Below are 25,946 nucleotides of genomic sequence, written 5' to 3' on the forward strand. Positions count from 1 at the left end.
AGGATTCCTTGATCAGTCGGCGCGAGGCGGACTGTTCTGCTCGCCGAGGGTCTTGTCGTCGCTGATGGCGATGTGGGCACCGTTGTCCAGTTTGATCTGGCCAGCGGTCACCACTTGTTCGCCGCTCTGCACGCCCTTGTTGATCATCACCAGGCCATCGCGGCGTTCACCGGTCTCGACGAAACGACGTTCGGCGATCAGCAGCGGTTGGCCGTTGTCATCCTTGGCGACGCTGCCGTCCTCGGCCTTCTTCTGCCCGACCACGTACACCGAGTTGCCGTACAGGGTGTAGGTGATCGCGCTTTCCGGCACCACGATGTGTCTCTGCGGATCGGGCAGCAGCACTTCAAGGCTGGCGAACATGCCTGGCAAGAGCTTGCCGTCGGGGTTGGCCAGGGTGGCGCGGACGAGGATGTTGCGCGTGGTGCTTTCGACGATCGGGTTGATCGCGCTGATCTTTCCGGTGAAGTTCTGCCCGGGATACGCCGCGACGGTGAACTGCACGGGCTGGCCGAGGGCGAGTTTCGGCACCGCTTGTTCGGGCACATAGAAGTCGGCGTAGAGGCTGCTCAAGTCTTGCAGCGTGGCGATTTTGGTGCCGCTGGCGAGGTAGTCGCCGACGTCGACCTGGCGGATGCCGATGGTGCCGCTGAACGGCGCGAGGATGCGCTTTTTCGCAAGCGTAGCGTTGAGCTGATTGACCGTGGCCTTGTTCTTTTGCAGCACGGCGGAGAGGCGGTCGTACTCGCCTTTGGAGATCGCGCGGCTGTCGACCAGTTGTGCGCCACGGCCGAAATCCAGTTGCGCCAGGCCGAGGTCGGCGCGGGCGGTTTCCAGCAGAGCGGTTTCCACGGCGCTGTCAAGTTGCAGCAACGGTTGCCCGGCCTTGACCTTCTGCCCGGATTCGAATTTGAGTTCAGTGACGGTGCCGGCGACTTCCAGGCTCAGGTCAACGCCTTGCAGCGCCTTGAGCGAACCGACAGTGGGCAAACGCATCTGCCACGGCTGTTCGCCGGCCGTGGCCACGGCGACGCTGATGGGTGGTTTCGGTTTGGAAAAGCCCTGGATCATCGTGTAGATCGAAAAGGCCTTGTAACCGCCCAGCACCAGGACGAGCAGCAAAACAACACCCAACATGATCAGCATGCGGCGACGCAGCATATGTCCAGTTCCTTGGATAAATCATGAGACAGGCGGGCACATTACTCCGAGTACAGGGGGGATTCCAACTGGCAGTTATTACAGGGTGAAGCAAAAGATCGCAGCCTTCGGCAGCTCCTACAGGGGATTACCTTCCAAAGCAGGAGCTGCCGAAGGCTGCGATCTTTTCAACGGCTCTAGGCCATCAGATGAAGATGGTTGTCCCAGAGCCCCGCCGGCAATTCCAGCGGCTTGGCCAGCAGTTGTTCCTGGCGGCAATCGTAGTAGCGGCAACGACCCTGGCCCGAGGTCACCACAAAACCATCCTTCACCGCACCAACGCCGGCGCAATCAGGCAAAGGCGCATCGAGGCGCAGTTCGCCGCTGTCCAGATCCCAGATGAAGAAGCGGTTGCCGCGCGGCGCCGTCAACGCGACCAGGCGCAAATCGCTGTGCACCGCGACGCTGGCAGTGTAGTGCCCCATCGCCTGCAACTGCTGCTCGGCCACCGGGAACGCCACGAACGGTTGCCCCGGCCGCTTGATCGCCAGAAGTTCCGAGCGCTCATGGGACGGGCCCATGAATTGCTGACCGGCGACGATGGTGCCGTCGCTGGCGATGCCCAGGTGGCGCACGCTGTTCATCTGCTGGGCGAGGGTCTCCTTGCTCAGCAACGTGCCGTCGCGCTGCATCAGCACCAGGCTCGGCTCCATGGCGTTGAGGTTCATATCGACGCGGCTTTCCGCCTCGGTGCGAATCCCGCCGTTGGCCACCACCAGCGTCTCGCCATCGGGCATCCACGACACCTGATGCGGGCCGAGGCCATGGGTGGAAATTTCGCCCGAGTGCACCAGCCGCTCGCCTTCGAACTTGTACACGCCGAGCAGGCCACGGCCGGGATCGGACGTGTCGTTCTCGGTGGCGTACAGGTAGTCGCCGTCCTTGTGCACCACGGCGTGGCCGTAGAAGTGCCGGTTCGGCTGCGAAGTCACGGTCTGCAGCAACTTGCCGTCGCGCAAGTCGATCAGGTAACTCTCGGTACCCGGACGCCGCGCGACGAACAGCGCCAGCGGCTGCGTCGGATGATTGATGATGTCGTGGCAACGCTGACCGACGTGGGTGGCGAACACCCGCGTGCCGTCGAGCCGATAACCGACGGCGTAATGCTTGCCGTCGCTGTCATCACGCGCCGACAACAGCAAAGGGCTCTGATCCTTGCGTTTGAACAGCGTCCAGCCGCCCAGCGTCACTGCTCCGAGCAGTGCACTACCTAAAGTCAGAACCTGACGTCGCAGCATGGCACTCGCCCTCATCAGTCACCGTCGTTGGCATTGAAGCCCAGTTGGATGCCCAGCGCCTTGGCCAGTTCGCCTTCATGCAGGCGATGGACGACGTTGAGGCTGTCGTAGATATCGTTGAGTTGCTGGCGACCGGCGTCGTCCTCAAGCATTTCGCCGAGCGAACGCTGGGTGCTGTCGAACAGTTTCAGCGAGGCGGCATAAGCGGCGTCGATCTTCTCCGCCAGCGGTTTCTGCTCGGCTGGCAACAGACCGCGCAGGCCTTTGTTGTCGACGCCTTCCCAAACGGTTTTGGCCGCGGCAAGGCTGGCTTCCAGTGCGGTCAGCGACGATTGGCTGCGCCACGCATCCGCCTGGAACGGCTGCGGCACGCCCTTGCTCTGACGGCCCATCGGCGTACCTAGTTTTTTCTTCAGGGTATCCAGTGCAGTCACTTGTACGCGCAGCAGATCGGCGATCGCTTCGTGGGAGTCGGCGTAGCGCTGGTTGGGGAACTTGCTCATCTGCGCAAGCATGCCGTCGGTGTTGTTCCAGCCCTGCAGGATTTCTTCGGCCAGTTGCTTCTGGCGCTCGCCGATGGCGATCAGCAGCGGGCAGTACTTGGCTTTCTGCGCATCGTTGGCGACGTCAGGCTTGGCGTCGAAGAGGATGTATTCGTAAGCCGACAGGCCCTGCACGACGACGCTGGATTTGGCCAGCGCGGCGGCATCGATCTGCGGCTGGGCGACGACCAGTTGCTCGACCTGACGACCGACCAGATTTTTCTTGTCCGGCCAGAACTGCACCTGCCACGAACGATTGCCCTCGGCCAGCGGGCCGATCAGCAGTGGTTGCAGTTCGGCCCAGGCTTTTTGCGCGTGGAGGAAATCAGCGCGGGCGGTTTCCAGGCTTTCCTTGCCCTGGCAGTAGGCGAGGGCGCTGACCGCCAGTTGCCGGTCGGCTTCGACCCAGCGGGTGTAGGTCGGCAGGATCACCGATTTGGCGATCGCCGCCGAGGTGACCGCTTGCGGGTCCTGCGGCGAGCAGGCGCCGAGGGCGAGCGCGGCAAGGCTGGTGAACAGTAACTTGGGACGGAACATGTCGGGCTCCCGATGCGTTTTCAGTATTTAAAGTGAGTTCAGAAATGCCAGCAACGCAGCGCGCTGCTCGGCATTGAAAGACAAAACCTGTTGCTGCGCAGCGCTCGCTTCGCCGCCATGCCAGAGCACCGCTTCGAGCAGATTGCGTGCGCGGCCGTCGTGCAAAAACTGCGTGTGGCCACTGACCGCTTGTGTCAGGCCGATCCCCCACAACGGCGGCGTGCGCCAGTCGCGGCCGGAGGCCTGGAATTCCGTGCGGTTGTCCGCCAGGCCTTCGCCCATGTCATGCAGCAGCAAATCGCTGTACGGACGAATCACCTGATTGGCCAGCTCAGGTTCGGCGGCGTTGGCGGCGGTGGTGTATTTCGGCGTGTGGCACGACTGGCAACCGGCCTGGAAAAACAGGTTCTTGCCGGCCAACACCTGTGGGTCGTTGACGCCACGGCGCGCCGGCACTGCCAGATTGCGACTGTAAAACAGCACCAGGCGCAGAATGTTATCGCTGACTTCCGGCTCGCCGTCCGGGCCATTGCCGTTCGGCGCCTGTTTGCAGGCGGTTTGCGCCTCGGTGCAATCGTCGAATGGCCGCAGGCTGGTCGTGAGGCCCATGTCACCGGAAAACGCGTGAACATTCTGTTGATTGAGATTCGGTTGCCCGGCTTTCCAGCCGAACCGGCCGATGACGGTTTTCTGCAACTGGTCATCCCAGACCCGATTGGGACGGCCATTGATGCCGTTGTTTTCTTTCGCCTGGGCGGCGGCGTTGGCGAGGATCGCTTCTTCGGGGATCGCTTCGAGCAGGCCCAGACCAATCATCGGCGGCGCCACTCGTGCCGAAAATCGTGTGTCCGGGTGCATCGGGCCGTAACCGAGTTGAGTGATCTGCAGGGTCGGTTTGCGCAACTCGACCTCAGTTCCGTCCTTGAACCGTACGGGCACCGGCGTGTAGTCGACGCGCACCTTGCCTTCCGGAGCGACGCCGGGCACGGCCATGTCCTGGAATTGCCCGCCATACACCGGCTCCGGCACCACGCCGAGCTGTTCGATGATTTTGGCGTAGGGCGGCGCGTCGGGAATCGACAGGCGCACCAGCATCGACACGGCATTGGTCGCATCAGGGGCCGGCGGATGGCCGCGACCGTCCTTGATGTGGCAGTTCTGGCAGGCGTTGGTATTGAACAGCGGACCGAGGCCGTCGCGCGCGGTGGTGGTCGACGGCGCAATTACCCACGGGCTGCGGAAGAAGCTGTTGCCGACACTGAAATCCACTCGTCGGGAGGGTGGCAGGTTGGCCGATGGCAGGGAGAAGGCATTCTGATCGCTTTTGCGCACAGTCGCCGCGCCGCCCGAACGCGCTTCACCCGGCTCGGCCTCGGTAAAGCGCGGGGCGTCATCGCAGGCACTCAGGCCCAGGGCCAGCAACAGTGCGGACAAGCGAAGCAGCAACGACGGCATCAGACATCCTGCAAACGGGCGAAAACAAAGGCGCAAAGTCTAACAGGGCGAGGGGGTTTGAATAAGAGGAATTATCGTTTGCTTGATACAGCGCGAATCTGCAGACCGATGAAAACCCCTGTAGGAGCTGCCGAAGGCTGCGATCTTTTGATCTTGTTTTTTTGAAGATCAAAATCAAAAGATCGCAGCCTTCGGCAGCTCCTACAGAGGACTGTGAACATGGGGTATGAAAAAGGCGACCCGAAGGTCGCCTTTTTTTGACGCGGACGCGATGATCAGAACTCGTGATCGGCGTTGTCCGGGTTCAGGTCGCTGATGCCCAGTTTGCCGGCAGCGGCTTCGATCGAGCCGGTCTGCTTGACCAGCGCGGCGATGGCGTCGCGAACGACCTGGTTGCCAGCGGTGTTGCCGGCGGCGATCAGCTGGTCGTAGTGCTCACCTTTGTTGGCATGATCGACCATGACCTGGATCTTCGCTTCGGTCGCGGCCAGATCGGCTTTCAGTGCGGTGTCGGCGGCCGGGTCGGCCTTGGCCACCAGCGACGACAGGCTGGCGCCGGTCAGCTTGCTGCCGTCAACACGGGTGTACTCGCCCAGGTAAACGTTACGCACGCCTTTGGCGTCGTAGAAGTGCGAGTAGTGGGTGTTGTCGCTGAAGCAATCCTGCTCGTCTTCAGGGGAGTTGGCTTCCAGGGAAACCTTCATGCGCTCGCCCGCCAGTTCACCCAGGGACAGGCTGCCCATGCCGAAGAGCATTTTGCGCAGGCCGGCTTCGCCTGGCTCGGCTTCCAGCGTGGCGCGGTAGTTGTCGGCCACGTTCGGCTTCCAGTTGCCGACCATTTCTTCCAGATCGCTGACCAGCAGTTGGGTCACGGCTTTGAGGTAGGCACGACGACGCTCGTTGTGACCACCGGTGGCGCCGGCGCCTTCCAGGTAGTCCGAGGCCGGACGGTTGCCAGCGCCAGGGCCGGTACCGTTCAGATCCTGGCCCCAGAGCAGGAATTCGATGGCGTGGTAGCCAGTGGCGACGTTGGCTTCGGAACCGCCCAGCTCGTTGAGGCTGGCGAGTTTTTCCGGGGTGATCTCTTTCACGTCGACCTTGTCTTCGCCGACCTGCACTTCGGTGTTGGCGATGATGTTGGCGGTAGCGCCCGGGTTACCCAGCGCGTGCTCGTAGGTTTTGTCGACGTAGTCGATCAGGCCTTCGTCCAGCGGCCAGGCGTTAACCTGACCTTCCCAGTCGTCAATGATGGTGTTGCCGAAGCGGAACACCTCGCTCTGCAGGTACGGCACGCGCGCGGCGACCCAGGCAGCCTTGGCGGCTTTCAGGGTGTCGGCGTTCGGCTTGGCGAGGAACGCGTCGACGGCGGTTTGCAAGGTTTTCGCGGTGGATTCGGCATCGCTGTAAACGGCGAAGACCATGTCGGCGTAGTGCGCGACCACAGCCTTGGCGGCGGCATCGTCAACTTTACCGGCAGCAGGAGCAGGGGCAGCGGCCGGCGCCGGGGCTGGAGCAGCGCTGCTGGAAGCCGGAGTCATTTCGGAGGCTTTTTCTTTGTCCTTGCCTTCGCCGCAACCGGCGAGGGAAATAGCGATGGCCAGCAGACTGGCGGTAGCCAGAGGCATACGAATCATGGCGAACATCCTGCTTCGGTAGTTGATTGGACTGGCGCCGGGGGCGCGCAAAACTGCGACATAATGCAAATCTTTCGCATTATGTGTAAAGGCGTGGGTGGAAATATTTCTTATTTGCGCAAGAAGATCAAAAGATCGCAGCCTCGTTGCACTGTGGGAGCTGACGAGTGCAACGAGGCTGCGATCTTTTGATCTTTGAGGCTGCGATCTTTGATCTTTAAAGAATCGCCGCATTGCTGCGTTGCGCCTGCTTGAGGTAAATGCCCAACTCCCGCGCCGGCAGCGGTTTACTGTAGTGGTAGCCCTGACCTTCGTGGCAACCCTCGGAAATGATGTAGGTTTCCTGCTCGGCGGTTTCCACGCCCTCGGCAATCACCTGCATGCCCAGGCTCTTGCCCAGTTGAATGATCGCGCGAACGATGGTCGCGTCATCGTCGTCATCCAGCAGATCCTGGACGAAGCTCTTGTCGATCTTGATCTTGTCCAGCGGCAGGCTTTTCAGATAGCTGAGGGATGAATAGCCGGTGCCGAAGTCGTCGATCGCAATCAGCGCGCCGGAGCGGCGCAGGCTGAGCAGATGCTGGGCGGCGGTGGTGATGTCTTCCATCAGGCCGGTTTCGGTGACTTCCAGTTCCAGGCTGCGCGGCGGCAGCCGGTACATCTGCAGCAGGTTGTTGACCACCCGCGGCAGTTCGGCGTGGTGCAGTTGCACGGTCGACAGGTTGACCGCCATGCGCAAATCGACGAACCCTTGGTCATGCCACTCGCGCAATTGCTTGCAGGCCTGATCGAGCACCCACTCGCCGATGGCGATGATCGTGCCGTTCTGTTCCGCCAGCGGAATGAACAGGTCCGGCGGCACCAGGCCGTGTTCGGGGTGCTGCCAGCGAATCAGCGCTTCGACGCCGACCACGCGGTGGTCGCGATAGCTGATCTGCGGCTGGTAGACGAGGTAGAACTGGTCGCGAATCAGTGCATCGCGCAGATCCTTTTCCAGCTCGCGACGGCGGCGCATCTCGCTGTCGACGCTGGCGATGTAGAACTGATAGCGATTGCGTGACCGGGTCTTGGCCAGGGTCATGGTCTGCTCGGCCTTCTGCAACAGCTTCTCGGTGCTGTCGCCGTCCTCCGGGAACAGGGTGATGCCGATGGTTGCGCGCAGGCGGATTTCCTGATCGTCGAGGGCGAAGGGTGCCTCGAGGTCATCGAGAATGCTCTGCGCCAGTTCCGCCGCTTCGTAAGGTTGTTCGATGTCGGCCTGCACCAGCGCGAACTGGTCGCCGCCGAGACGGGCGAGGGCGCCGAGGCGACCGCTATGGGCGCGCAAGCGATCGGCCAGGGCCAGCAGCAACTGGTCGCCGGTCTGGTAGCTGAATTGTTCGTTGATGCCTTTGAAGTCATCCAGTCCGACACACAACACGGCGACACGGCGCTGCAACTTGCCGGCATCCACCAGAATCTTGTCCAGTTGCTGCTGCAGTTGCTGGCGGTTCGGCAGGCCGGTGAGGAAGTCGTACTGGGCCATGCGCAGCAGGCTGTTTTCCGCTTCGTGGCGCAGATGAGTGTTGCGTTCGATGGACTCGAGCAGCTGGTTGGCGGTGTTGATCCACAGGCCCAGCTCGTTTTTTTCGTGGCCCTTGATCTGCGGAATCTTGTGCTCGCTAGGGCGGTCGGGGTTGATCTCGGTGAGGTGCTCGATGATTCGCGACAGCGGTTTGGTCAGCAACCAGTGATAGACCAGATACAGCACCAGCCCCAACGCCAGTGCGCGCAATACGCCGGAAATGAAAATGATCACCGAGCTGACAATGAACCCTTCGCCATAAGTGGCGGTGTCGAGGGTGATGCTCAGGTCGCCGTAGTATTCGCTGTAGGGGCCACGGCCGACCAATTGCGTGGTGAAGGTGCGTTCCTGACCAAGAATCAGGTCAGTCAGCCAGCGACTGTTGGAATGCTGCAGTTCGCGTGATTTCTGCGCGAGCATGGCTTCGTTGGGGTGGCCTATAGAGGCCTGACGCACGGCGTCGTCCTGGAACAGCCCTTCGATCACCTGCATGCCCATTTCCCGATCCAGGCTGTAGACGGCCTGAGTCGAAGGATCGCGGAACATGTCGAGGATACGTTCGGCGTCGCCGGCCACGGCCTGACGGGTCTTGTAGGCATCGAACACAATCTGCGCGCAGCTCAAGACTACGCCTACGATCAATGCCGACAGGAGCACGACCCGGAGCAACTTCACCGACAAGCTGTTCTTGAGTTCCAGCTTCAAAGGGTTATTCCTTGTTCCGTGCGGGTAGCGTCAAGTTGCCATGAGTATTGGCAATCCCGGGTTGGCAGTCAAAGGGACAATCAGGCACGGGAAAATTCGCCGGTATCCTGGCCGCAATGTCGTCATTTGAGTAATAGCTCTGAATCAACTGTGTCGGTTGCAATTGCCCGCAACTTGAGCACCGGGTCAAAGATTTTTTCCTGTCTCTGATGGTAGTCGGCTGTGGGCTGGCAGCAAACGGCGCGAAGCTGCTTTTGCCGTGCGACAAACGCCATGCGCCGGGCATAAAAAAACCCGGCCGAAGCCGGGTCTCTTGTCTGGCGTGCAGCTTAAGCGGTGAAGGTCTTGCCTTCGAACTGCTCGGCCACGAACTTCCAGTTGACCAGGTTCCAGAACGCTTCAACGTACTTCGGACGCAGGTTGCGGTAGTCGATGTAGTAAGCGTGTTCCCAGACGTCGCAGGTCAGCAGCGGGGTGTCGCCGCTGGTCAGCGGGTTGCCGGCGCCGATGGTGCTGGCCAGGGCCAGGGAACCGTCAGCCTTTTTCACCAGCCAGCCCCAGCCGGAACCGAAGGTGCCGATCGAGGTTTTGCTGAATTCTTCCTTGAACTTGTCGAACGAACCGAACGCTGCGTTGATGGCATCTGCCAGTGCGCCGGTTGGCTGACCGCCGGCGTTTGGCGCCAGGCAGTTCCAGTAGAAGGTGTGGTTCCAGACCTGAGCGGCGTTGTTGAAGATGCCGCCCGAAGAAGTCTTGACGATTTCTTCCAGGGTCTTGCCTTCAAACTCGGTGCCTGGCACCAGGTTGTTCAGGTTCACGACGTAGGTGTTGTGGTGCTTGTCGTGGTGGAACTCCAGGGTTTCCTTGGAGATGTGCGGCTGCAGGGCATCGTGTGCGTAAGGCAGCGGCGGCAATTCGAAAGCCATGATGATTCTCCTAATCAGGTCTGTTGCGGTGAGCGCAAGGCCGATCACGGGCGGCCGGAAATGCACCGGCGAGTTTTTACTCTTTGCGGCGCAGGGTTCGGATCATAGCACCGGGGTCGCGCCTTAACCACGCAACAACTGTGTGGGATAGAGGTTCCAGAGCCTTCAGGAATAAATCATCCGGCGATGATCAGTTGCGCGGCCACGGCGAACATCATCAACGCAACGACCAGATCGAGAATGCGCCAGGTGCTCGGCCGGGCCAGCCACGGTGCCAGCCACGCCGCGCCAAGGGCGAGGGTGAAAAACCACAGCAGCGAGGCACTCGCCGCGCCGACCACATAAGCGCCGGGCACCGATTGCTGCGCGCCCAGCGAGCCGATCAGCAATACCGTATCCAGATAGACGTGGGGATTGAGCAAGGTCACCGCCAACGCGCTAAGCATGACTGCGCGCAACGAGCGCACGGTCTGGTTTTCGCCTTGCTCAAGGCTCTGTTTCGAGCAGGCCCGGCGCAATGCCTGGCTGCCGTACCAGATCAGAAAGGTCGCGCCGCCCCAACGGGCAATCGCCAGCAGGGTCGGGTTCTGCGCCAGAATCGTCGCCAGGCCGAATACTCCGGCCGCCACCAGAATCGCGTCACACACCACGCACAATGCCGCTACGGGCAGATGGTGTTCACGGCGCAGGCTCTGCGCCAAGACAAAAGCGTTCTGCGTGCCGATCGCCATGATCAGGCCGAACGCCACCAACAGGCCGTTTACATAGCTTTGCCACATGGAAAATATCCTTGAAAGAGGGTGCTTGCTGGCTATTCTCCGGTGTGACGCTGTATAAGAAAAACCAATAGTGCTGATCGCCCATTAGGAAAACTGATGTTCGACTATAAATTGCTTTCCGCGCTGGCTGCCGTGGTCGAGCAGGCCGGGTTTGATCGCGCCGCGCAGGTGCTGGGCCTGTCGCAGTCGGCCATCTCCCAGCGCATCAAGTTGCTTGAGGCGCGGGTCGGTCAGCCGGTGCTGGTGCGCGAAACACCGCCAGCGCCGACCGAAATCGGCCGACGCTTGCTCAACCATGTGCAACAGGTGCGTTTGCTCGAGCGCGACTTGCAATCCGTAGTGCCGGCGTTGGACGAAGAAGGCTTGCCGGATCGCCTGCGCATTGCCCTCAACGCCGACAGCCTCGCCACTTGGTGGGCCGAGGCCGTCGGCGATTTCTGCGCCGAGCAGCATTTGTTGCTCGACCTGATAGTTGAAGACCAGACTGTCGGCCTCAAGCGCATGCGTGCCGGTGAAGTGGCCGCCTGCCTGTGCGCCAGCGAGCGCCCGGTGGCTGGCGCACGTAGCGTATTGCTCGGCGCCATGCGCTATCGCGCCCTGGCCAGTCCGGCGTTCATCGCTCGACATTTTCCCGATGGCGTGCGCGCCGAACAGTTGCCACGCACCCCGGCGCTGGTATTCGGCCCGGACGATTTTCTCCAGCATCGCTACCTGGCGCTGTTGGGCGTCGACGGCGCGTTCGAGCATCATTTATGCCCGTCCTCCGAAGGCTTCATTCGCCTGACCGAAGCCGGCCTGGGTTGGGGGCTGGTGCCGGAACTGCAGGTGCGCGAGCAATTGCAACGCGGGGTGCTGCGCGAATTGCTGCCAGATAAACCGATCGACGTGCCGCTGTACTGGCATCATTGGCGCAATGGCGGCCAGTTGCTGAACCTGCTGACCGAACAATTACTGCGCTCGTCCAGGCAGTGGCTAGTGGCTTGAAAGCAGCTGTAAGCGTCAAGCTGCAAGCGGCAAGTACGCGCACCGTTTCAACTTGCAGCTTATAGCCTGAAGCTTGCAACTGTTCTCCTGGAGTTTTTTTTGATGAAGATTTTGGTTACCGGCGCCAGCGGCTTTATTGGCGGGCGCTTTGCGCGTTTCGCCCTGGAGCAGGGCCTTGAAGTGCGGGTCAACGGTCGCCGGGCCGAGAGCGTCGAGCATCTGGTGCGCCGAGGCGCGGAGTTTGTCCCGGGCGATCTGACCGACGCCGATCTGGTACGTGACCTCTGCCGTGACGTCGAAGCGGTGGTGCATTGCGCCGGTGCCGTTGGCTTATGGGGGCGATATCAGGACTTTCATCAGGGCAATGTCGAAGTCACCGAAAACGTCGTCGAGGCTTGCCTCAAGCAGCGGGTGCGGCGACTGGTGCACCTGTCGTCGCCATCGATCTATTTCGATGGCCGCGACCATCTCGCTCTGACCGAAGAGCAAGTGCCCACGCGCTTTAAGCATCCGTATGCCGCGACCAAATATCTGGCCGAGCAAAAAGTCTTCGGCGCACAGGAGTTCGGTCTGGAAACCATCGCCCTGCGCCCGCGCTTTGTCACCGGCGCCGGTGACATGAGCATTTTCCCGCGCCTGCTGAAGATGCAGCGCAAGGGCCGGCTGGCGATCATCGGCGACGGCTTGAACAAGGTCGATTTCACTAGCGTGCAGAACCTCAACGAAGCCATGCTCAGCAGCCTCTTGGCGGCTGGCTCGGCGCTGGGCAAGGCCTACAACATCAGCAACGGTACGCCGGTGCCGCTGTGGGACGTGGTCAACTACGTGATGCGGCGGATGGAAGTCGATCAGGTGCGCAAATACCGCTCGTATGGACTGGCCTACAGCGTCGCCGCCCTTAACGAAGGCGCGTGCATGCTCTGGCCCGGACGTCCGGAACCGACCCTGTCGCGCCTGGGCATGCAGGTCATGAAGAAAAATTTCACCCTGGACATCAGCCGCGCGCGGCATTATCTCGACTACGACCCGAAAGTCAGCCTGTGGGCTGCCCTCGATGAGTTCTGTGCGTGGTGGAAAGCTCAGGACATTCGTTGAAACGATTCGGCCGGGCAACAATGAACCGCCTCGCGGGTTGAGGGTCAATGCCTGCGGCTGCGGCGGTTATACTTCGCAGCATTTAGCCATCACCGCGTTTGCCAAAGGTTGCCTCAATGTCCATGCGAAATGATGCCCACGACGACGATTTCGATAACGTGCCAAGTCTGCGCGCCGATCCGTTCGACGACGATGACATCGCGCCCGGCCCCCGCACTTCCGTGCATTCGCGCACCGCGCCCGTGGTCAAGGTCAAGGCCGCCAGCACCGGGCCGCTGTGGGCGCTGGTCGGCGCGTTGTTTTTCGCCTTCATCGGCCTGGCCTGGTGGAGCTTCCAGCAGATTTCGCTGATGGAGCAGCAACTGGTCGCCACCCAGGAAAGCTTTGCGCGCATCAGCGAAGAAGCGGCAGGGCGCCTGCAGGATATTTCCGGCAAGGTCGTCGCCAGCCAGAGCAACGTCAGCAGCGACAGCGAAGCGTTGAAGTTGCAGATCAAACAGCTTGAAGGCAAGTTGCTCGACCAGAGCAAGCAGCAGCAAGGCGTGGCCGGTCAGGCCAGCGAGCTGGACAAGCGGCTGGCGCAGATGACCGCGCAGACCACTGAACAGCAGAATGCCAACACGCAATTGCAGGCGCAGGTCAAAGCCCTGAGTGCCGAGCTTGCGACCATCAAAAGCACACCGGCCGATACCAGCAAGGTCGATGCGCAGTTGAAAGCCTTCGACGCCCAGTTCAAAAGCCTCGGCGCCGATATCGCCGCGCTGAAGAAGCAGGGCAACCCGAGCGCGGCGATCGATCGTCTGGAGCAGGACATCGTCGTCCTGAAAAGTCAGCAGGACAATCGCCCGGCAGCGCCGCAGGGTGGTGGCAATACCGCCGAGTTCGATGCGTTCCGCGCGCAGATGACCCGCAACCTCAACACCTTGCAGGCGCAGATCCAGAACCTGCAGCAACAGATCAATTCCCGCCCTTAAACGCTGATCGACGCTGGCGGGCCCCTCTCGCCAGCCTCACGGCGCAATGTTCAGAAACGCTCTGAATATCTCGACATGACCGCAAGCCGTCTACGCTCTTGAAACACCAAAAAGAACGAGGGATGCGCTATGGGGTTTTTGCATAAAGTGGCCTGGCTCGGCCTGCTGTTGTTGGCCGGTTTCGGCCAGGCCAGCGCCGCCACCGCCGCCAGGGATGACAGTCAGGCCGCCATCGCCCTGCTGGAAAAAGCCTTGGCCTACTACCACGACAATGGCGACAAGGCCTTCGCCGCATTCAGCCGTCAGGGTGAGTTCGTCGACAAGGATCGCTACGTGTTCGTCCTCGACACCAAGGGCGTCATGCTTGCCAGTGGCGGGCCTTCATCGGCGCTGATCGGCCGGGATGTCAGCGAAGTGCTCGGGCCGGATCTGCAGAAGGCGTTCAAGGACGCGCTGAAGGTGCCGGAAGGCAACGGCATCCAGCAGGCCGAATACCGCTGGCAGAACTGGGCCGACGGCAAGGTCGAGCGCAAGCATGTGTTCTATCAGCGCGTCGGCCAGCGCATTCTCGCGGTCGGTTACTACTTGCCACGGGCCTCGGCCGAGCAGGCCAAGGCATTGCTCGACAAAGCCGCAACGGATCTGGCCAAGGACGAGAAGGGCACGCTGACGGCGATCAACTCGCTCAAGGGCGGTTACCTGCAGGATGACCTGTATGTGTTCGTGGTCGATCTGAACAACCAGCGTTATGTCGCCCACGGCACCAATCTGCGCTTGATCAACACTGATTTTGGCAAGGTCAAGGACCCGGAAGGCAAACCGGTAGGCGAGCCGATTCTGGCGCTGATCGGCAAGCAGGACGAAGGCGAATACGAATACCGCTGGAAAAACCCGGTGACCGGCAAGATCGAGGACAAGCATGCGTACCTGAAAAAGGTCGGGCATTTCCTCGTCGCGGTGGGCTATTACAGCCCTTGAAGATCAAAAGATCGCAGCCTTCGGCAGCTCCTACATGGGAATGGGTTCTTCTGTAGGAGCTGCCGAAGGCTGCGATCTTTGCTGTCAGCGGACGCCGTGTTCGCGCCCGCGCAGCAGGTTGTTCGGCATGGCAATCGCCGCCGCCAGCCCCAGCAGCGACACCGCCGTACTGACCCAGAGCAGATGGCGGAAGGTCACCAGCAGTTCCGCGCGCAAGGCATTCTGTGCATCCCCCGGGGCGGCGTTCAAACCATCGAGCAGGACGTTGCCCGTGTGCCCCTCGCTGATCAGCGAACTGCTCGCCAGGTGGGCGAAACTGGAATCGTGCAGCAATGCGAGCAACAGCGCCGACATCAACGCCACGCCTACCGCACCGCCCAGTGAACGAAACAGGTTGGTGGTGCTGGTAGCGACGCCGATGTCGCGTTGTTCCACTGAGTTTTGCGTACCGACCAGCGAGGTCGGGAACTGCATGCCGCCGGCAATGCCGCTGAGCAACATGAACAGACCGCTTACCAGCGTCGCTTGTGGCGGACTGAAGGCCATGCCGAGAATCGAGATCGGCATGAGGATCGCCCCGGTGAGAATCTGCGGTTTGTAGCGTCCGGTAACCGAGGTACGGCGGCCGGCGAAATAGGCGCCGATCGGCAAGCCCATCGCCAGCGGCAGCAAGTGCAACGCCGCGCTGTCGGCGCCGGCGCCGGTGACGCTTTGAAAGCGCAGCGGCATCAGCACGATCAGCGAGATGGCCTGGAAACTGGTGAAGAAAATCGTGCACCAGCACAGCAGGGCATTGCGGTTGGCGAACAGGTGCATTGGCAGCAACGGCTCGCGTGCCCGGCGCTCATGCCAGACGAACAGCGCCAGTACGATCACGGCGCAGGCGAGCAGGCCGAGCACTTCGCTGCTGCGCCATGAATGGCCCTGGCCGACTTCGGTGATGCCGAGCAGTAACGCAGTCAGGCCGATGATCATCAGCACCGTGCCGAGGTAATCGATCACCGGTTTGCGCTGCGGAATCGGCAAGCCGCGCAGGTTGCGCCGCGCTACCCACCACGCGCCGAGACCCAGCGGCAGGTTGATCAGAAACACCCAGCGCCACGACAGGTATTCGGTCATGTAGCCGCCGAGCACCGGGCCGGCGACGCTGGCCACGGCGTACATGCTGCTGAAGTAACCCTGATAGCGCCCGCGCTCACGCGGCGGGACGATGTCGCCGATGATCGCCTGACTTACCGAGATCATGCCGCCGGCGCCGATGCCTTGAAGAATCCGCGCCAGCACCAGTTGCTCCATGCTTTGCGCCATGCCGCAAAACAGCGAAGCGAGGGTGAACAGGCCCATGCCGAACAGCATCAGTTTGCGCCGCCCGTACAGGTCGCCGAGCTTGCCGTAGATCGGCACCGCCACGGTCATCGCCACCATGTAACCGGAAATCACCCAGGCCAGCAGGCTGACATCCTTGAACTGTGCGGAGATCGCCGGCATCGACACGGCGACGATGGTCTGGTCCAGCGCACCGAGGAAGATCGCCATCATCAGGGCGACCAGCACGCTGCGAATGGCCGGTTTGGGCGTTTCAGGGTGATTGAGATTGGTCACGGGCAAAACCTGCGGGCAGTGAAGTCCCGCAGATCGTCAGGCGAGCGGGGATGCTCACCAGTGTAAGTCGGTAGCAGGCTATTCGATAGCCTCGTACGGGAGCCCGACGTAATTTTCTGCAATGGTTTTTTGCCCCGCTTCCGAGCTGACAAAATAGTCCAGTTCCGAAGCGCTGATGCGCTGGCTGAACTCATCGTGCTCGTCAAAGCGATGCAGCATCGACGTCATCCACCAGGAAAACCGCTCGGCTTTCCACACCCGGCGCAGGCAGATCTCCGAGTATTTTTCCAGCAGATCAGTGCGACCTTCGCGATACACCTTCAGCAGAATATCGAACAACGTGCTGACATCACTGGCGGCCAGGTTCAAGCCCTTGGCGCCGGTGGGCGGGACGATGTGCGCGGCGTCGCCGACCAGGAACATCCGGCCGTACTGCATCGGTTCGACGACAAAACTGCGCAGCGGCGCGATGCTCTTTTCGATCGAAGGGCCGGTCACCAGTTTTTCCGCGAGGGCGGCCGGCAGGCGTTTTTTCAGCTCATCCCAGAAACGCTGATCGCTCCAGTCATCGGCATTTTCATCCGCTGGTACTTGCAGGTAATAGCGTGTGCGCGTGGCCGAACGCATGCTGCACAAGGCGAAGCCGCGTTCGTGGCGGGCGTAGACCAGTTCGTCGTGAACCGGCGGGGTGTCGGCGAGAATGCCCAGCCAGCCGAACGGGTAGACCCGTTCGAAGATCTTCAGGCAATCGGCAGGAATCGATTGCCGCGCGACGCCGTGGAAGCCATCGCACCCGGCGATGTAATCGCAATCGACGCGCCAGCTTTCACCGTCCTTTTCGAAGGTGACGAAAGCTTCGTCGCTTTTCATGCCGTGGGGAGCGACATTGTTCGCCTGATAAACAGTCGGCGCCCCGGCCTCCCGACGAGCGGCCATCAGGTCGCGGGTGACCTCGGTCTGGCCGTAGACCATGACGGTTTTGCCGCCGGTCAGCGCGTGCAGGTCGATGTGCACCTGGCGACCGTCCAGCGCCAGATCGAAACCGCCATGGACCAGTCCCTCGGCATCCATTCGCTGCCCGACCCCGGCCTGACGCAGCAGCTCTACCATGCCTTGTTCAAGTACGCCGGCACGGATGCGCCCGAGAATATAATCAGGGGTCTGGCGTTCGAGGATCAGGGTGTCGATGCCAGCGTTGTGCAGCAACTGGCCAAGGAGCAGTCCGGAAGGACCGGCGCCAATAATGGCGACTTGGGTTTTCAGGGTTTTCATTGTTTTTATGACTCGCAAGCTTCACGCAGCAATCGCCGGTGAATGATTTTATGGATCGAGTGCTTGCATTTTTCCCTTGCGGGTCTGTCAATTGAAGGTGAAAACTGAGCCGATACCTGTACATTCTGCCAATCGGTGCGATTATCGCCCACAAACCCGAGGCCTGGATTGAAGTATGAACAAGCCTGCCCTGCCTTCGATTCCGGTGTTCAAGCTCTACGGTGAAAGCCTGGATTGGCCGACCCCGGACTTGCTGCACTGTGAAACCATTTCCTCGCGCAGTCGCGAACATCAATGGGAAATCAAACCTCACCGCCATGCGGATCTGTGCCAGCTGCTGTTCGTTTTCAAAGGTCAGGCAGAGCTTGAAATCGAAGGCCAGCGCACGCAACTCGAGACGCCGGCGATACAAGTGCTGCCGCCGTTGTCGGTGCACGGCTTTCGTTTTTCCGAGGACGTCGAAGGCTTCATCGTCACCTTGGCGACGCCGCTGATCAACCATTTGCAGGCGCAACTGGGCGATTCGGTACACGCACTTGCACGGGCAGAAAACTACCCGGCCGGCAAGGATGGCGATTATCTGAACAGCCTGTTTTCAGCATTGCAGGCCGAGTACAACGGCCATCAACCGGCGCGGGAAATGCTCATGCATTCGCTGGTCAGCGTGATCATGGTCTGGGTCAGCCGCCAGGCGATCGTGCGCCACAAGGCCAGTCAGCGCCCACAACGTCAGCGCGAGTACCTCAACGGTTTCATTCAGTTGGTGGAAGAGACTTACCGCCAGCACGTCAAGGTCGAAGACCTCGCCCATCGCCTGGGCATCTCCGTGTCGCACCTCAACGGCACCTGCCGTGAACTGGCCGGGCAACCGGCGTTGCAGATCATGCACGAGCGCCAGTTGCTGGAAGCCAAGCGCCTGCTGACTTACACCAGCATGACCATTTACGAGATGTCGGAGTTGTTGGGCTTTTCCGACCCGACCAATTTCACCCGCCTGTTCCGCCGCCGTGTCGGGATTTCGCCAAAGGCATTCCGCGACCGCTTGAAGGCCGAGCAACAATCCTGAGAACACCGCAAGACCCCCTGTGGGAGCGAGCCTGCTCGCGAATACGGCCTTTCATTCAGCAACGATGCTGGCTGACACAGCGCACTCGCGAGCAGGCTCGCTCCCACAGGGATTGCATTCCAGCGCAGGTCTATCAGCGCAATGCATTCAGCGTGGCATTGTGGGGAATGCACCGCTCATAGTTGCAACTCGCATACTCGCGCGGCAACTGGCGTAACTGCTCGACCCGCCAGGCAGCGGTGCCGTACAGCGCCAGCGTGGCGGCGCAGGTGATGAAAATGGCGGCGTACCTTTTTGTTTTGATGTTCATGGTGTTCGACCTCTGAACGTCTACCTTGCGGTATTACTTTGAGCATAGAACAAGATCAAAAGATCGCAGCCTTCGGCAGCTCCTACAGTGGAAACGCATTCCAAATGTAGGAGGTGCCGAAGGCTGCGATCTTTTGACTTTTACAATCCCACATCCCAGGCGGGGATCTCCGGAAAACGCTGTACGAGGAAGTCGAGCATGCTGCGCAGTGCCGCGGGCATGTGTTTGCGTGAAGCGTACACCGCGTAGATATTCATCTGCCGGGGCTCGGCATGTGGCAGCAAACGCAGCAGTTCGCCGTTGTGAATATGCACCCCGGCCTGGTAGGTCGGCAGCATCGCCACACCCGCGCCGGCCAGGGTGGCGCGCAGGAGGGTGCTGGCCTCGTTGGCGCTGATATTGCCCTGCACCGGCACCGACACCGGTTCGCCATCCTCCTCGAAATGCCACAGGCTCTTGCCGAAATAGGAATGGGTCAGGCAATTGTGTCGGCTCAATTCCTCGACCCGTAACGGCGCCGGATGCTCATGCAGATAAGCCGGCGCTGCGCAAACCACCGAACGACACACGGTCAGACGCCGGGCGATCAGATTCGGATCAAGATCGTTGCTGGTGCGAATCGCCAGATCGATGCGCTCATCGACCAGATTCACCGTGCGGTCGAGCATCTGCAGATCGATGCTCACGCCTGGGTAAAGCTTGACGTATGCCGCCATCGCATCGGCCAGTTGCGCCTGGCCGAACGAGGTGCTGACGCTGATTCGCAGCAGGCCGCGCGGCGCGTCAGCGGGTCCGCTGACCGCGGCTTGCATGTCGTGCGACAGCTCGATCATCTGCCGACAGCGCGGGAGGATTTCACTGCCGGCAGCGGTCAGACTCAATTTGCGCGTGGTGCGGTGCATCAGTCGCGCGCCGACCCAGTCTTCCAGCTCCGCCAGATAACGCGACACCACTGGCCGCGACAGATCGAGGTGATCGGCCGCCGCCGATTGGCTGCCCAGATCCACCACCGTGACGAATACGCGCATTGCTTGAAGCCGATCCATGATTTGCCCGCTTTCAGAAACAAACTATGTTCAAGCATCGCATTTTTTGTACTGAGTCTGGCAACTAAGCTCTGTTGCATCGCCACGCACGGCATTCGAAACTCGGAGCAACAGATGATCGGCTTCACCCAATTCAAACGCGTTGTGCTCGCCGCAGCACTTTTCGGCTTTGCCGCCCATGCATCCGCTGCCGAGCTGAGCCTGGATGTCTACAACCCGGGCAGCGAAGCAATCTTCCCGGTCAGCTCGGTGCTGGTCAGTGGCGAGAAAGAAGCGATTCTGGTCGACGCGCAGTTCGGCAAATCCCAGGCCGAGCAGGTGGTGGAAAAGATCCGCGCCAGCGGCAAGCAATTGACCACCATCTACATCAGCCACGGCGATCCGGATTACTACTTCGGTCTCGACACCCTGACCAAAGCATTTCCACAGGCGAAAGTGCTGGCCTCGCAGCCGACCGTCGATCACATCAAGCACACCGTCGACGGTAAACTGGCTTACTGGGGGCCGAAAATGGGCGCCGACGTGCCGGCGAAAACCATCGTTCCGGACGTGCTAAAGGGCGACAGCCTGACCCTCGAAGGCAAGAAACTGCAGGTGATTGGCCTCGACGGCAAGCAGCCGGATCGCAGCTTCGTGTGGATTCCGTCGTTGAAGGCAGTGGTCGGTGGCGTGGTGGTCGCCGAGAACATTCATGTGTGGATGGCCGACACCCAGACCGCGCAATCCCACACCGACTGGCTGCACACCCTGCAGACCATCGAAAGCCTGAAACCGCAAACCGTGGTGCCCGGCCATTATCTGGGTGACAGCAGCCGCTCGCTGGCCAGCGTGAAATTCACCGCCGATTACATCAAGGCCTTCGATGCCGAAACCGCCAAGGCCAAAGATTCTGCTGCGTTGATCGCGGCGATGAAAAAACGCTACCCGCAACTTGGCGAGGAAAGCTCGCTGGAACTCAGCGCGAAAGTCGCCAAGGGCGAGATGCAGTGGTAAGCCGAACCTGAATACGCAGCCTTTTCAAGCCAACTGGAGAATGTCATGAGCAAGATTGCAATCATCGGCGCCACCGGACGTGCCGGTAGCCAATTGCTGGAAGAAGCCCTGCGTCGCGGCCACAGCGTCACCGCCATTGCCCGCGATACCTCGAAGATCGGCAGCCGTGCCGGTGTCGTCAGCAAGAGCCTCGACGTACTGGATTCGGCGGCGCTGCAGGCGGCGGTAGCCGGTCACGACGTGGTGATCAGCGCAGCGCATTTCGCCACTGTGCCGGCCTCGGCGATTGTCGGGCCGGTGAAGCAGGCGGGCGTGAAACGCTTGCTGGTGGTGGGCGGCGCCGGTTCGCTGTTGCTGCCGGACGATACGCGAGTGATCGACAGCGCCGGTTTCCCGGCCGAATACAAAACCGAGGCCAGCGCGGGTGCGGCGTTTCTTGAAGCACTGCGTCAGGAGCAGGAACTGGACTGGACCTTTGTGTCGCCATCGGCGGAGTTTGTCGAGGGTGAGCGCAGTGGCGCATTCCGTGTCGGCAAGGATCATCTGTTGGTCAGTGCGCAAGGGCGTAGCTGGATCACCTTTGCCGATTACGCGATTGCGCTGATTGACGAAGTGGAAGCGCCGAAGCATTCGCGCCAGCGTTATACGGTCGGCTACTGATCAGAGATGCTATCCCTGTAGGAGCTGCCGAAGGCTGCGATCTTTTGATCTTGAAAAGCAAAATCAAAAGATCGCAGCCTTCGGCAGCTCCTACAGGGATTTGTGTGTTCAGCGGGTATGAGACTGCTCAACCAGCCAGAGCATCAGCTCCTCAAGTTGCGGCGAGGGCTCGGCTGCAGCAGGCACCACCACGTAATACGCCAACCCCGTCTTCACCTTCAACGCAAACGGCATCACCAGCCGCCCGGCGTTCAGATCATCACCAATCAGCGACCAGTCCCCGATCGCCACGCCCGTGCCATGGGAGGCCATCGACATCGCCTGATCCAGCGTTTCGAAATGCTGTCCGTGGCCAAGATTGCTTAGGCGCAAACCCGCCGCGTCGAGCCACACCGACCAATCCTGAATGTCATGGGTCGGGTGCAACAACAAATGCTCCTGCAAATCCTCCGGTGAATTCAGCGCAGGCGCGCCTTTTAGCAATTGCGGCGAGCAGACCGGTGTCAGTTGCTCGTCGAACAGATGCAGTGCGCCTGGCGAATTGTCCGGCGGCGGGCCGTAGATCACGGCGGCGTCAAATTGCTCGCGCTGAAAATCCACACCGTGTTGCAGCGAGGCCGTCAGTTTTACCGGCACGTCCGGGCGTTCCTTCTGCCATTGCAGCAGACGCGGCAGCAGCCAGCGCATCACGCAGCTCGGCGCCTTGAGTTGCAAAGTCTGATGTCTGAGCCCGATCTGCTCGGTTGCCTCGCTGATCAACCCGAAGACTTTCTCCACTTGCGGCAGCCATTCACGTCCTTCGGCCGTCAGCGCCAGCCCCCGAGCCAAGCGAATGAACAGCGGATAACCGAGCTGTTCTTCCAGCCCGGCGATCTGCCGGCTCACCGCGCCCTGAGTGATGTGCAACTGCTCGGCGGCGCGGGTGAAGTTGCAGCATTGCGCAGTGATCCAGAACGTATGCAGAGCGGGCAGGGGTGGCAGGCGTTTCATGGCGATCCGAGGTATGACGTGAGGACATGGCTAGTATGACTTTTAATCGATTGTTGCTGCTAGCTGTGCGCCGTTCCAATGGGCACTCCACGGACCCTGTGGGAGCGAGCCTGCTCGCGAAGGCGGTTCAAGGTTCGACATGGATATTGGCTGGGCCGCCTATTCGCGAGCAGGCTCGCTCCCACAGGGGGGTGTTTCAGTGAATGAAAGGGCAATCAACATGGCAACGTGCGGCGAAGTACTGGTCAGGCTGTTGGAAAATTACGGGGTCGAGCAGGTGTTCGGCATTCCCGGTGTGCATACCGTTGAGCTGTACCGAGGCCTCGCCCGATCAAGCATCAACCACGTCACGCCTCGCCATGAGCAGGGCGCCGGCTTCATGGCTGACGGCTACGCGCGCACCAGCGGCAAACCCGGTGTGTGCTTTATCATCACCGGCCCGGGCATGACCAATATCACCACCGCCATGGGCCAGGCTTACGCCGATTCGATTCCGATGCTGGTGATCTCCAGCGTGCAGTCGCGCCGTCAGTTGGGCGGTGGCCGCGGCAAGTTGCATGAGCTGCCGAACCAGAGCGCACTGGTCGGCGGCGTCGCAGCGTTCTCGCATACGCTGATGTCTGCCACTGAATTGCCGGTGGTGCTGGCCCGTGCGTTTGCCTTGTTCCAGGCCGGGCGACCACGACCGGTGCATATCGAAATTCCGTTGGACGTGCTGGTGGAAGAGGCCGATGAGTTGCTCGCCAACCTGCCGGTGAGTATCGATCGCGCCGGCGCCGCACCGGCTGCCGTGAGCCGCATGAGCGAACTGCTCGCCAGCGCGCAACGGCCACTGATTCTCGCCGGCGGCGGTGCTATCGACGCGGCGCCGGAGCTGAGGCGAATCGCCGAGTTACTCGAAGCTCCGGTGGCGCTGACCATCAACGCCAAAGGCATGCTGCCGACCAGCCATCCGCTGTTGATCGGTTCGACACAAAGCCTGGTCGCCACTCGCGCACTGGTCGCCGAAGCCGACGTGGTGCTGGCGATCGGCACCGAGCTGGCCGAGACCGATTACGACGTGACCTTCGCCGGCGGCTTCGAGATTCCCGGCAAGCTGCTGCGCATCGACATCGATGCCGATCAGACCGTGCGCAACTACCCGCCGCACGTCGCATTGGTCGCTGATTCGCGCCACGCCGCGCAGGCATTGCTCAGCACGCTGACGCAAAAACCGCTGGCCGAGCGCCGCGATGATTGGGGTCACGCTCGGGCTGCGCGCTTGCGCGATGAGCTGGCGGCGAGCTGGGATGCGCCGACCTTGGCGCAGACGTGTTTCCTAGAAACCGTGTTGCACGAATTGCCGAACGCGGTGTTCGTTGGCGACTCCACGCAACCGGTGTACACCGGCAACCTCACTTTCAACCCTGAACGCCCAAGGCGCTGGTTCAACGCCTCCACCGGTTACGGCACCCTCGGCTATGCGTTGCCCGCGGCGATTGGTGCGTGGCTCGGTGGACAACTCGCTAACGGCGCCCGCCCGCCCGTGGTGTGCCTGATCGGCGACGGTGGCTTGCAATTCACTCTGCCGGAACTGGCCAGCGCCGTTGAAGCGCGGGTGCCGGTGATCGTGCTGCTGTGGAATAACCAGGGTTACGAGGAGATCAAAAAGTACATGGTCAACCGCGCCATCGAACCGGTCGGCGTGGACATCTACACCCCGGATTTCGTTGCCGTGGCCAAGGGCCTCGGTTGCGCCGCGCAAGCCATCGGCAGCATCGACGAACTGCGTGCAGCGCTGCGCAAGGCGACGGACCGGCAAGGCCCGACGCTGATTGAAATCGACCAGAACCAGTGGATGCAGGCGGTGGCCCTATGAACAGTTTTCCAGCCACACTCGATGGCCTTTACATCAACGGCCAATGGTCGGCCGGGCGCGAACATCTGCGGGTGATCAACCCCGCTACGGAGGCGTTGCTGGCCACGGTCAATGGCGGCGACGAGCACGCCGTCGATCAAGCGATCAGCGCGGCGACCGAGGCGTTCAAACACTGGTCGCAGACCACCGGCACCGAGCGCGCCGCGATCCTGCGCAACATTGCCAATGGCGTGCGCAACGGTCGCGAACAATTGATGAACCTGCAATCGAGCAACAACGGCAAACCGCAGTTCGAAGCGGCCATTGATGTCGATGACGTGATCGCCACCTTCGACTATTACGCCGAACTCGCCGAAGGCCTCGACGCAAAACAGGACAGCAACGTGCCGCTGCCCAGCGAGGATTTCACTGCACGCCTGCGTCGTGAGCCGTGCGGCGTGGTCGGGCTGATCGTGCCGTGGAATTTCCCCATGGTCACCACCGCATGGAAACTCGCACCTGCGCTGGCCGCCGGTTGCTGCGTGGTGCTGAAACCCTCCGAGGTAACGCCGCTGCCGGAACTGGAACTGGCGGCGATCATCGCTGAATCCGGTTTGCCCGACGGCGTGTTCAATCTGGTCTGCGGCACGGGTCTGGCGGTGGGTGCGCCGTTGTCGGCGGATCCACGTATCGCCAAAATCTCCTTCACCGGCAGCAACGCGGTTGGCGTGCAGGTGATGCAACGCGCTGCCGAAACCGTGAAGGGAGTCAGCCTGGAGCTCGGTGGCAAATCTTCCTTGCTGGTGCTGGCGGATGCTGATCTGCAGCTGGCGGTGGACCTGGCCTGTGGCGGTGCGTTCTTCAACGCCGGGCAGATGTGTTCGGCCACCAGTCGGGTGCTGGTCGCCGAGCAATTGATGGATGAATTTCTTCAGCGTTTGCAAAAACGCGCGCAGGCGATTCGAGTCGCCGATCCGTTCGACCCGCACGTGGAGATGGGCGCGCTGGTCAATCAGGCGCAATACCAGCGGGTGCTTGGGCATATTGATCGTGGCCTGAGTGCGGGGGCGCGTTTGCTCTGTGGCGGCAATCGCCCGGCGCATTTGCCGCGCGGGTATTTTCTGCAACCGACGGTGTTCACCGATGTGCCGCTGGACAGCGCGTTATGGCGTGAGGAGATTTTCGGCCCGGTGGTGTGTGTGCGCAGTTTCGGCAGCGAAGCGGAAGCGATTGCCTTGGCCAACGATACGCAGTTCGGCCTGGTGGCGAGTGTGGTGACGCGCGATGCCGCCGCGGCGGATCGCGTGGCCAATGCGTTGCAGGCGGGGCTGGTGTGGATCAACGCACCGCAAGTGATCTTCCCGCAGGCGGCGTGGGGAGGGTACAAACAGAGCAGTGTCGGTCGTGAGTTGGGGCCTTGGGGGTTGGCGGCGTTTCAGGAGATCAAGCATGTAGTTCGAGCGGTATAAAAGCCTACCCTCACCCCAGCCCTCTCCCGGAGGGAGAGGGAGCCGACCGAGGTGTCTGGTGTTCTCCGTCGACCTGAAAGACCGAGTCGA

At 61.3% G+C, this 25,946-nt stretch carries 22 protein-coding genes; 9 read left to right on the forward strand and 13 right to left on the reverse strand.

Annotated elements, in window-relative coordinates; all coding sequences use genetic code 11:
• Positions 1-12: 12 nt before the first annotated feature.
• The 8 genes from AC0Z4S_RS13825 to AC0Z4S_RS13860 form a co-directional block, all read right to left on the reverse strand.
• The gene (locus tag AC0Z4S_RS13825; RefSeq protein WP_485623408.1) at positions 13-1,161 is read right to left on the reverse strand and encodes an efflux RND transporter periplasmic adaptor subunit; all 1,149 of its coding nucleotides are present in this window, start codon (positions 1,159-1,161) and stop codon (positions 13-15) included.
• 176 nt (positions 1,162-1,337) lie between these two features.
• Positions 1,338-2,438, reverse strand: coding sequence for a DUF1513 domain-containing protein (locus tag AC0Z4S_RS13830; RefSeq protein ID WP_485623409.1), 1,101 nt, complete (start codon positions 2,436-2,438; stop codon positions 1,338-1,340).
• Positions 2,439-2,452: 14 nt separating this feature from the next.
• Complete coding sequence (locus AC0Z4S_RS13835) at positions 2,453-3,517, reverse strand: imelysin family protein (protein WP_485623410.1); 1,065 nt, start codon at positions 3,515-3,517, stop codon at positions 2,453-2,455.
• Between the two features lie 27 nt (positions 3,518-3,544).
• Positions 3,545-4,972: a di-heme oxidoreductase family protein gene (locus tag AC0Z4S_RS13840; RefSeq protein ID WP_485623411.1), complete on the reverse strand. Its 1,428-nt coding sequence runs from the start codon at positions 4,970-4,972 to the stop codon at positions 3,545-3,547.
• 275 nt (positions 4,973-5,247) lie between these two features.
• Positions 5,248-6,606, reverse strand: coding sequence for an imelysin family protein (locus tag AC0Z4S_RS13845; RefSeq protein WP_485623412.1), 1,359 nt, complete (start codon positions 6,604-6,606; stop codon positions 5,248-5,250).
• Between the two features lie 217 nt (positions 6,607-6,823).
• A complete protein-coding gene (locus tag AC0Z4S_RS13850) occupies positions 6,824-8,875 on the reverse strand; it encodes a putative bifunctional diguanylate cyclase/phosphodiesterase (protein ID WP_016773430.1) in 2,052 nt (683 codons plus the stop codon).
• 329 nt (positions 8,876-9,204) lie between these two features.
• Complete coding sequence (locus tag AC0Z4S_RS13855) at positions 9,205-9,801, reverse strand: superoxide dismutase (RefSeq protein WP_016773431.1); 597 nt, start codon at positions 9,799-9,801, stop codon at positions 9,205-9,207.
• 176 nt (positions 9,802-9,977) lie between these two features.
• Entirely contained in the window at positions 9,978-10,580 is a 603-nt protein-coding gene (locus AC0Z4S_RS13860; RefSeq protein WP_016773432.1) for a LysE/ArgO family amino acid transporter, read from the reverse strand.
• A gap of 96 nt (positions 10,581-10,676) precedes the next feature.
• Here AC0Z4S_RS13860 and AC0Z4S_RS13865 point away from each other — a divergent pair, with 96 nt between their 5' ends.
• The 4 genes from AC0Z4S_RS13865 (at position 10,677) to AC0Z4S_RS13880 (ending at position 14,611) form a co-directional block, all read left to right on the forward strand.
• Complete coding sequence (locus AC0Z4S_RS13865) at positions 10,677-11,564, forward strand: LysR family transcriptional regulator ArgP (RefSeq protein ID WP_485623413.1); 888 nt, start codon at positions 10,677-10,679, stop codon at positions 11,562-11,564.
• A gap of 102 nt (positions 11,565-11,666) precedes the next feature.
• Positions 11,667-12,659 (forward strand): NAD-dependent epimerase/dehydratase family protein, encoded by a 993-nt coding sequence (locus tag AC0Z4S_RS13870; protein WP_485623414.1) that lies wholly within the window; start codon positions 11,667-11,669, stop codon positions 12,657-12,659.
• Between the two features lie 116 nt (positions 12,660-12,775).
• Positions 12,776-13,633, forward strand: a complete 858-nt coding sequence (locus AC0Z4S_RS13875) for an ATPase (RefSeq protein ID WP_485623415.1) — start codon at positions 12,776-12,778, stop codon at positions 13,631-13,633.
• A gap of 129 nt (positions 13,634-13,762) precedes the next feature.
• Entirely contained in the window at positions 13,763-14,611 is an 849-nt protein-coding gene (locus AC0Z4S_RS13880) for a cache domain-containing protein (protein ID WP_253504936.1), read from the forward strand.
• Positions 14,612-14,695: 84 nt separating this feature from the next.
• Here the strand turns inward: AC0Z4S_RS13880 and AC0Z4S_RS13885 are convergent, their stop codons facing one another.
• Positions 14,696-16,213: an MDR family MFS transporter gene (locus AC0Z4S_RS13885; protein WP_485623416.1), complete on the reverse strand. Its 1,518-nt coding sequence runs from the start codon at positions 16,211-16,213 to the stop codon at positions 14,696-14,698.
• Positions 16,214-16,291: 78 nt separating this feature from the next.
• Entirely contained in the window at positions 16,292-17,485 is a 1,194-nt protein-coding gene (pobA, locus tag AC0Z4S_RS13890; protein WP_485623417.1) for a 4-hydroxybenzoate 3-monooxygenase, read from the reverse strand.
• 175 nt (positions 17,486-17,660) lie between these two features.
• Between pobA and AC0Z4S_RS13895 the strand changes: the two genes are divergently transcribed.
• Positions 17,661-18,551: a helix-turn-helix domain-containing protein gene (locus AC0Z4S_RS13895; protein ID WP_024014136.1), complete on the forward strand. Its 891-nt coding sequence runs from the start codon at positions 17,661-17,663 to the stop codon at positions 18,549-18,551.
• A 133-nt stretch (positions 18,552-18,684) separates the two neighbouring features.
• Here AC0Z4S_RS13895 and AC0Z4S_RS13900 read toward each other — a convergent pair whose 3' ends face one another.
• Both AC0Z4S_RS13900 and AC0Z4S_RS13905 read right to left on the reverse strand, forming a co-directional pair.
• Complete coding sequence (locus AC0Z4S_RS13900; RefSeq protein WP_016773438.1) at positions 18,685-18,861, reverse strand: hypothetical protein; 177 nt, start codon at positions 18,859-18,861, stop codon at positions 18,685-18,687.
• Between the two features lie 140 nt (positions 18,862-19,001).
• The gene (locus tag AC0Z4S_RS13905) at positions 19,002-19,907 is read right to left on the reverse strand and encodes a LysR family transcriptional regulator (RefSeq protein ID WP_485623418.1); all 906 of its coding nucleotides are present in this window, start codon (positions 19,905-19,907) and stop codon (positions 19,002-19,004) included.
• 114 nt (positions 19,908-20,021) lie between these two features.
• On the opposite strand from AC0Z4S_RS13905, the gene AC0Z4S_RS13910 reads away from it, so the two are divergent.
• Together AC0Z4S_RS13910 and AC0Z4S_RS13915 are read left to right on the forward strand one after the other, a co-directional pair.
• Entirely contained in the window at positions 20,022-20,900 is an 879-nt protein-coding gene (locus AC0Z4S_RS13910; RefSeq protein ID WP_485623419.1) for an MBL fold metallo-hydrolase, read from the forward strand.
• A gap of 45 nt (positions 20,901-20,945) precedes the next feature.
• Positions 20,946-21,560: an NAD(P)-dependent oxidoreductase gene (locus AC0Z4S_RS13915; RefSeq protein ID WP_485623420.1), complete on the forward strand. Its 615-nt coding sequence runs from the start codon at positions 20,946-20,948 to the stop codon at positions 21,558-21,560.
• A 108-nt stretch (positions 21,561-21,668) separates the two neighbouring features.
• Here AC0Z4S_RS13915 and AC0Z4S_RS13920 read toward each other — a convergent pair whose 3' ends face one another.
• Positions 21,669-22,550, reverse strand: a complete 882-nt coding sequence (locus AC0Z4S_RS13920; RefSeq protein WP_485623421.1) for a LysR substrate-binding domain-containing protein — start codon at positions 22,548-22,550, stop codon at positions 21,669-21,671.
• A 220-nt stretch (positions 22,551-22,770) separates the two neighbouring features.
• On the opposite strand from AC0Z4S_RS13920, the gene AC0Z4S_RS13925 reads away from it, so the two are divergent.
• On the forward strand, positions 22,771-24,408 hold the full coding sequence (locus AC0Z4S_RS13925) for a 5-guanidino-2-oxopentanoate decarboxylase (protein WP_485623422.1): 1,638 nt from the start codon (positions 22,771-22,773) through the stop codon (positions 24,406-24,408).
• Positions 24,405-25,856: an aldehyde dehydrogenase family protein gene (locus AC0Z4S_RS13930; RefSeq protein ID WP_485623423.1), complete on the forward strand. Its 1,452-nt coding sequence runs from the start codon at positions 24,405-24,407 to the stop codon at positions 25,854-25,856. The genes AC0Z4S_RS13925 and AC0Z4S_RS13930 overlap by 4 nt, the downstream gene beginning before the upstream one ends.
• Positions 25,857-25,946 lie beyond the last annotated feature (90 nt).

It is taken from the genome of Pseudomonas sp. 1L-B-1-E-C1, assembly GCF_057291835.1.

Coding starts and splice junctions, on each gene's coding strand:
- AC0Z4S_RS13825 (WP_485623408.1), bottom strand. CDS start 1,161: ATGCTGCGTCGCCGCATGCTGATCATGTTGGGTGTTGTTTTGCTGCTC.
- AC0Z4S_RS13830 (WP_485623409.1), bottom strand. CDS start 2,438: ATGCTGCGACGTCAGGTTCTGACTTTAGGTAGTGCACTGCTCGGAGCA.
- AC0Z4S_RS13835 (WP_485623410.1), bottom strand. CDS start 3,517: ATGTTCCGTCCCAAGTTACTGTTCACCAGCCTTGCCGCGCTCGCCCTC.
- AC0Z4S_RS13840 (WP_485623411.1), bottom strand. CDS start 4,972: ATGCCGTCGTTGCTGCTTCGCTTGTCCGCACTGTTGCTGGCCCTGGGC.
- AC0Z4S_RS13845 (WP_485623412.1), bottom strand. CDS start 6,606: ATGATTCGTATGCCTCTGGCTACCGCCAGTCTGCTGGCCATCGCTATT.
- AC0Z4S_RS13855 (WP_016773431.1), bottom strand. CDS start 9,801: ATGGCTTTCGAATTGCCGCCGCTGCCTTACGCACACGATGCCCTGCAG.
- AC0Z4S_RS13860 (WP_016773432.1), bottom strand. CDS start 10,580: ATGTGGCAAAGCTATGTAAACGGCCTGTTGGTGGCGTTCGGCCTGATC.
- AC0Z4S_RS13865 (WP_485623413.1), top strand. CDS start 10,677: ATGTTCGACTATAAATTGCTTTCCGCGCTGGCTGCCGTGGTCGAGCAG.
- AC0Z4S_RS13870 (WP_485623414.1), top strand. CDS start 11,667: ATGAAGATTTTGGTTACCGGCGCCAGCGGCTTTATTGGCGGGCGCTTT.
- AC0Z4S_RS13875 (WP_485623415.1), top strand. CDS start 12,776: ATGTCCATGCGAAATGATGCCCACGACGACGATTTCGATAACGTGCCA.
- AC0Z4S_RS13880 (WP_253504936.1), top strand. CDS start 13,763: ATGGGGTTTTTGCATAAAGTGGCCTGGCTCGGCCTGCTGTTGTTGGCC.
- pobA (WP_485623417.1), bottom strand. CDS start 17,485: ATGAAAACCCTGAAAACCCAAGTCGCCATTATTGGCGCCGGTCCTTCC.
- AC0Z4S_RS13895 (WP_024014136.1), top strand. CDS start 17,661: ATGAACAAGCCTGCCCTGCCTTCGATTCCGGTGTTCAAGCTCTACGGT.
- AC0Z4S_RS13900 (WP_016773438.1), bottom strand. CDS start 18,861: ATGAACATCAAAACAAAAAGGTACGCCGCCATTTTCATCACCTGCGCC.
- AC0Z4S_RS13905 (WP_485623418.1), bottom strand. CDS start 19,907: ATGGATCGGCTTCAAGCAATGCGCGTATTCGTCACGGTGGTGGATCTG.
- AC0Z4S_RS13910 (WP_485623419.1), top strand. CDS start 20,022: ATGATCGGCTTCACCCAATTCAAACGCGTTGTGCTCGCCGCAGCACTT.
- AC0Z4S_RS13915 (WP_485623420.1), top strand. CDS start 20,946: ATGAGCAAGATTGCAATCATCGGCGCCACCGGACGTGCCGGTAGCCAA.
- AC0Z4S_RS13920 (WP_485623421.1), bottom strand. CDS start 22,550: ATGAAACGCCTGCCACCCCTGCCCGCTCTGCATACGTTCTGGATCACT.
- AC0Z4S_RS13925 (WP_485623422.1), top strand. CDS start 22,771: ATGGCAACGTGCGGCGAAGTACTGGTCAGGCTGTTGGAAAATTACGGG.
- AC0Z4S_RS13930 (WP_485623423.1), top strand. CDS start 24,405: ATGAACAGTTTTCCAGCCACACTCGATGGCCTTTACATCAACGGCCAA.